The organism is Zoogloea sp., assembly GCF_028689785.1.
Classification (GTDB): domain Bacteria; phylum Pseudomonadota; class Gammaproteobacteria; order Burkholderiales; family Rhodocyclaceae; genus Zoogloea.
The window spans coordinates 1-5,255 of record NZ_JAQVCN010000116.1 but is presented as its reverse complement, the minus strand read 5'-3'; the positions used below and the strand labels follow the sequence as shown (position 1 = coordinate 5,255).

Annotated in this window: 4 protein-coding genes; all 4 read left to right on the top strand. The window is 62.9% G+C overall.

Going from position 1 to position 5,255, the window contains the following annotated elements; all coding sequences use genetic code 11:
• Window positions 1–22 precede the first annotated feature (22 nt).
• The 4 genes from PHI64_RS23315 (at window position 23) to moaD (ending at window position 5,163) form a co-directional block, all read left to right on the top strand.
• Window positions 23–2,998, top strand: coding sequence for a PAS domain S-box protein (locus tag PHI64_RS23315; RefSeq protein WP_299888757.1), 2,976 nt, complete (start codon window positions 23–25; stop codon window positions 2,996–2,998).
• Window positions 2,999–3,209: 211 nt separating this feature from the next.
• A complete protein-coding gene (gene mobB / locus PHI64_RS23310; RefSeq protein ID WP_299888754.1) occupies window positions 3,210–3,704 on the top strand; it encodes a molybdopterin-guanine dinucleotide biosynthesis protein B in 495 nt (164 codons plus the stop codon).
• Window positions 3,701–4,924, top strand: a complete 1,224-nt coding sequence (gene glp / locus PHI64_RS23305; RefSeq protein ID WP_299888751.1) for a gephyrin-like molybdotransferase Glp — start codon at window positions 3,701–3,703, stop codon at window positions 4,922–4,924. The genes mobB and glp overlap by 4 nt, the downstream gene beginning before the upstream one ends.
• Window positions 4,921–5,163 (top strand): molybdopterin converting factor subunit 1, encoded by a 243-nt coding sequence (moaD, locus tag PHI64_RS23300; protein ID WP_299888748.1) that lies wholly within the window; start codon window positions 4,921–4,923, stop codon window positions 5,161–5,163. Before glp ends, moaD begins: the two co-directional genes overlap by 4 nt.
• Window positions 5,164–5,255: the final 92 nt, after the last annotated feature.

Here is a 5,255-nt window from a genome sequence, read left to right as displayed (position 1 = left end):
CGAACCTACCTGAGGTTGATGCATGTTCATCTCCCTGATCAACAACATCGCATTCCTGATTGCACTGGTGGCGGCGGGGCAGGTCGTGATCTCGCGGTCTGACAAGAATCCGTTGAATCGCCGGATGTTGTTAGGCGTGCTGTTTGGCGCCGTGGCTGTGCTGGGAATGGCCAATCCGGTGAGCTTTTCTCCCGGCGTGTTCTTCGATGGCCGTTCGATTGTGCTTTCAGTGGTCGGTGTTGTCGGCGGTGGCCTGGCTGCAGCGATTGCCGCGGGCATGGCTGCCATCTTCCGCTACCAGCTGGGCGGCGTTGGCGCTGCGGTAGGCGTTGTGGTTGTATTGCTCTCGGCACTGTTCGGTGTTGTGGTGCGCCGGTGGCTGTTGCGTAATGGCAGGCCGCCGCGCGCGATGCACTATCTGCTGCTGGGTGTCGTGGTGCAGCTGATGCAGCTGGCCGCATTCACGCAGGTGCCCAATCGGTCCGGGTATGCCTTCATTGAACAGGCCTGGTGGGTCCTGCTGTTGTTCTACCCCTTCGCCACCATGCTGCTCTGCCTGGTTTTTCGCAATCACGAACAGCAACTGCTCGACCAGCAAACCTTGTCCGTAGCACAGGCTGCGGTGCTTGCCGCAGAGCGCGCCAGTGTTCAACGGTTTCACGCCTACTTTGACCATTCAATTGTCGGTATGGCCATCACCAGCCTTGAGCAAGGCTGGATCGAGGTTAACGATGCCCTGTGCAAGACGCTGGGCTACACGCGGGACGAACTCACCCGCCTGACCTGGAGGGAGTTGACCCACCCCGAGGATCTGGCGCCCGACCTTGCACAGTTCCACCGCATGCTGGCGGGGGAGATCGGCAGCTACGCCATGGACAAGCGCTTCATCCACAAGGATGGTCATCTGGTCGATACCCGCCTGGCCGTGAGTCACGTGCGTAAACCGGATGGCAGCCTTGATTACGTGGTCGCCATGGTGGAAGACATCAGCGAGCGCAAACAGGCCGAAAAGGCCCTGCATCATGAGCAGCAGCTTTCCGCCGACATCATCAATGCCCTGCCGGGGATCTTCTACCTGTTCGATGCCAGCGGCCGCTTTCTGCGCTGGAATCAGCTCTTCAAGGATGTTACCGGCTATGACGACCGGGAACTGGCGATGATGCGAGGACCTGATTTTTTCGGAGGCAAGGACCGGCAGCGCATCGCCAGCATGAAGGAGCAGGTGTTCCGGGAGGGTAATGCAAGCGTTGAGGCGACGATTCTGGATCGGCACGGCAAGGGAATACCCTTTCATTTCAGCGGTACGAGGGTGACGCTGGATGGCCGCTCCTGTCTGCTCGGCCTCGGGCTGGACGTGACCGAGCGCCTGAAGGCCGAGCAGATCCTGGCCCATGAACGTGCCATTCTCCGCACCTTGATCGACACCCTGCCTGATCTGATCTGGCTGAAGGATACGGAGGGTGTCTACCTCGGGGCCAACAAGCGCTTCGAGGATTTTTTTGGTGCCAGTGAGGCGGAGATCCTCGGCAAGACCGATTACGACTACGTGGACAAGGCGCTCGCCGATACCTTTCGTCATCACGATCGCTTGGCCATGGAGTGGGACGGGCCATCGGTCAATGAAGAGGAGATTGCCTTTGCTCATGACGGGCATCGCGAACTGCTGGAAACCACCAAGGTGCCCATGCGCGATGCCCAAGGCCAACTGATTGGAGTGCTGGGCATTGGTCACGACATTACCCAGCGCAAGGCCACCGAGAACGAGTTGCTGCAGTACCGCAATCACCTGGAAGACCTGGTCGAATCACGCACTGCCGAACTCAGCATTGCCAAGGAGGCTGCAGAAGCCGCGAGCCGGGCCAAGAGCACCTTCCTTGCCAATATGAGTCATGAACTGCGGACGCCGATGAACGGCATTCTCGGCATGACCGATCTGGTGCTGCGTCATACCGATGATCCGAAGACCCGGGAGCAGCTGGGAAAGGTCATCCAGTCTTCTCACCACCTGCTTGCCGTCATCAACAACATCCTGGATCTCTCCAAGATCGAGGCGGACCGTCTTGCCCTCGAAACGGTCAGTTTCAGGTTCAGTGATGTACTCGAAAGCCTCTGCAGCCTGCTCGGCCAGAAGGCCGAAGAGAAGCAGCTCCAGCTTTTGATCGATGTGGCTCCTGAGCTCTCCAGCCGGACGCTGCTGGGTGATCCGTTCCGTCTCCGCCAGGTCCTGCTGAACCTCACGGGCAACGCCCTCAAGTTCACCGACCACGGATCAGTCACGGTTCGTTGCGCTGTGCTGGAGGACAGCCCGGACGGCGTTCTGTTGCGCATTGAAGTTGTCGACACGGGCATCGGTATCCCTAACGATCAGCAGGCACGTCTGTTTGCCGCCTTCGAGCAGGCTGACGGTACGATGACGCGCAAGTATGGCGGCTCTGGTCTGGGGCTGGCCATCAGCAAGCGACTCGTGGAGATGATGGGCGGTGAGATCGGTGTGAGCAGCGCGGCTGGTCAGGGCTGTACGTTCTGGTTCACGATACATCTGGGCAAGTCCGGAGAGATGGCCATGGCTGCGCCGGCCTCGGCCAGGCCGTCCGTCGATGAACGTCTGCTCAACGAATATGCCGGCACCCGCATCCTGCTGGCCGAGGACGAACCGATCAATCAGGAGGTGTCATGCTGCCTGCTTGAAGAAGTTGGTCTGGTGGTTGATCTGGCCGACGATGGCGTGCAGGCGCTGGAACTCGCCAGACAGAACACTTACGCCCTGATTCTGATGGACATGCAGATGCCGCGCATGAACGGCGTTGACGCGACCAGGGCGATCAGGGCTCTGCCGGCTTACGCGCACACCCCGATCCTGGCGATGACGGCCAACGCTTTTGATGAGGATCGTCAGGTCTGTCTGGATGCCGGGATGAACGACCATCTCGCCAAGCCCGTTGATCCGGACAGGCTTTTCGAGGCTTTGCTGAAGTGGCTTGCGTGGCGAGGCGATTGAGGGGGCGCCGTTCTTGGGATGCACTCGCCAGGCCTATCGCCCACTCGGGCTTGCTACCCGAGCCTCTCCGTCTTGCTACAATCCGGCGCCTATCCGCCCGACATCTCCGCGCTGTGTCACACCATCCCTTGCCCATTGACATTTGTCGTCCCGCCTGTGCTTCGGGGGCGAACGGGCTGACCGCTTCCGCTCCGTCCGGAGAGGTATTCCCATGAAAGTCTTCGGTTTCGCTGGCTGGTCCGGCTCTGGCAAGACCACCCTGATCGAAAGGGTCATCCCCGAGATCACCGCTCGCAGTTTGCGTGTGTCGGTGATCAAGCATGCCCACCATGGTTTCGATGTGGACAAGCCGGGCAAGGATTCCTGGCGGCATCGGGAGGCGGGGGCAGGGGAGATCCTGCTGGTGTCGGACGAGCGCTGGGTGCTGATGCACGAGATGCGCGGCGTGCCGGAGCCGGATCTGGACGCCCAACTGGCCATTCTGTCGCCCTGCGATCTGGTGCTGGTGGAGGGTTTCAAGGACGTGCCCATCCCCAAGATCGAGATCCACCGCCCGGCCCACGGCAAGGCGCTGCTCTACCCCGACAACCCGGCCATCGTGGCCATTGCCACGGATGCGGATCTATCTGCGCCCTTGCCCTGTCTAAATCTCAATGATCCGGCCGCCGTGGCCGCCTTCATTCTCACTCATCAAGGGCTTTCATGAATTCTTCCCTGCGTTCTTTCGACGAGGTGCGTGCGGCACTGCTGGCCGCCGCCGAACCGCTGGCCGATGTTGAGCAGGTGCCCACTGCTGAGGCTCTGGGCCGGGTGCTGGCCCGGGCCCAGGTGTCCGGCCTGCAGGTACCTCCCCTGGACAACTCCTCGATGGATGGCTACGCCGTATGCACGGCCGATGTGGCGGCCCCGGGCACACGCCTGCGGGTGGGGCAGCGCATTCCTGCCGGCAGCGTCGGTCATACCCTGGAGCGGGGTACGGCCGCGCGCATCTTCACGGGCGCTCCCGTCCCTCATGGTGCCGATGCGGTGGTGATGCAGGAGCTGTGCTCGGTGGATGGCGGCGATGTGCTGATCAATCATGTTCCCCGGGTGGGCGAATGGGTCCGCCGGGCCGGGGAGGACATCGCCCTCGGCGCCACCGTGCTGGCCGCCGGGGTGCGTCTCAACCCGCAGATGCTGGGCCTCGCCGCGTCGGTGGGCTGCGCCACGCTGCCGGTGTTCCGGCGCCTGCGGGTGGCGCTTTTTTCCACCGGGGACGAGCTGGTGATGCCTGGCGAACCCCTGCCGCCAGGGGCCATCTACAACTCCAACCGTTACGTGTTGCGTGGCCTGCTGGAAGCGCTGGGGTGCCAGGTGTGTGACCTGGGCATCGTGCCCGACAGCCTGGAGGCAACCCGGGCCGCCCTGCGCGCCGCGGCGGGCAGCAACGATCTGATCGTCACCAGCGGTGGTGTATCCATGGGCGAGGAGGACCACATCAAGCCGGCGGTCAGCGCCGAGGGGCGCCTCGATTCCTGGCTGGTGGCGATGAAACCCGGCAAGCCGGTGGCCTTCGGGCGGGTCAATGATCCGGCCGGCGGGCCCGGTGCTGCCTTCATCGGCCTGCCCGGCAATCCGGTATCCAGCTTCGTCACCTTCATCATGCTGGTGCGGCCCTTCGTACTGCGCGCCCAGGGCGTGGCGAACTGCCTGCCCAAGGCCATTCCCCTGACCGCCGCCTTCGATTGGCCGCGGCCCGACCGGCGCCGGGAGTTCCTGCGGGCGCAGATCGCCGAGGATGGCCGGGTAGTGCTCTATCCCAACCAGGGGCCTGGCGTGCTCACCTCGACCGTGTGGGCCGACGGGGTCATCGACAATCCGCCCGGGCAGGCCATCGCGGCCGGTGACCGGGTGTCCTTCATTCCTTATTCCGAGCTGTTGTCATGAGCGTCAAAGTCCTTTACTTCGCAAGCCTGCGTGAAACCCTGGGCTATTCCCACGAAACCCTGACTCTGCCCGAGTCCGTGTCCACCATCGGCGCCCTGCGCGGCCACCTGGCGCGGCGTGGCGGCGCCTGGGAGGCCCTCGGCGAGGGGCGCAATGTGCGGGCAGCGATCAACCAGGAGATGGTTGGGCCCGAGTCGGCGCTTGCCGATCGGGACGAGATTGCGTTTTTCCCCCCGTGACCGGAGGTTGAAGATGGGTGTCAGCGTTCAGGAAGCCGATTTCGATGTGGGGGCCGAGACGGCGGCTTTGTCCGCCGGGCGCCTGGACGTGG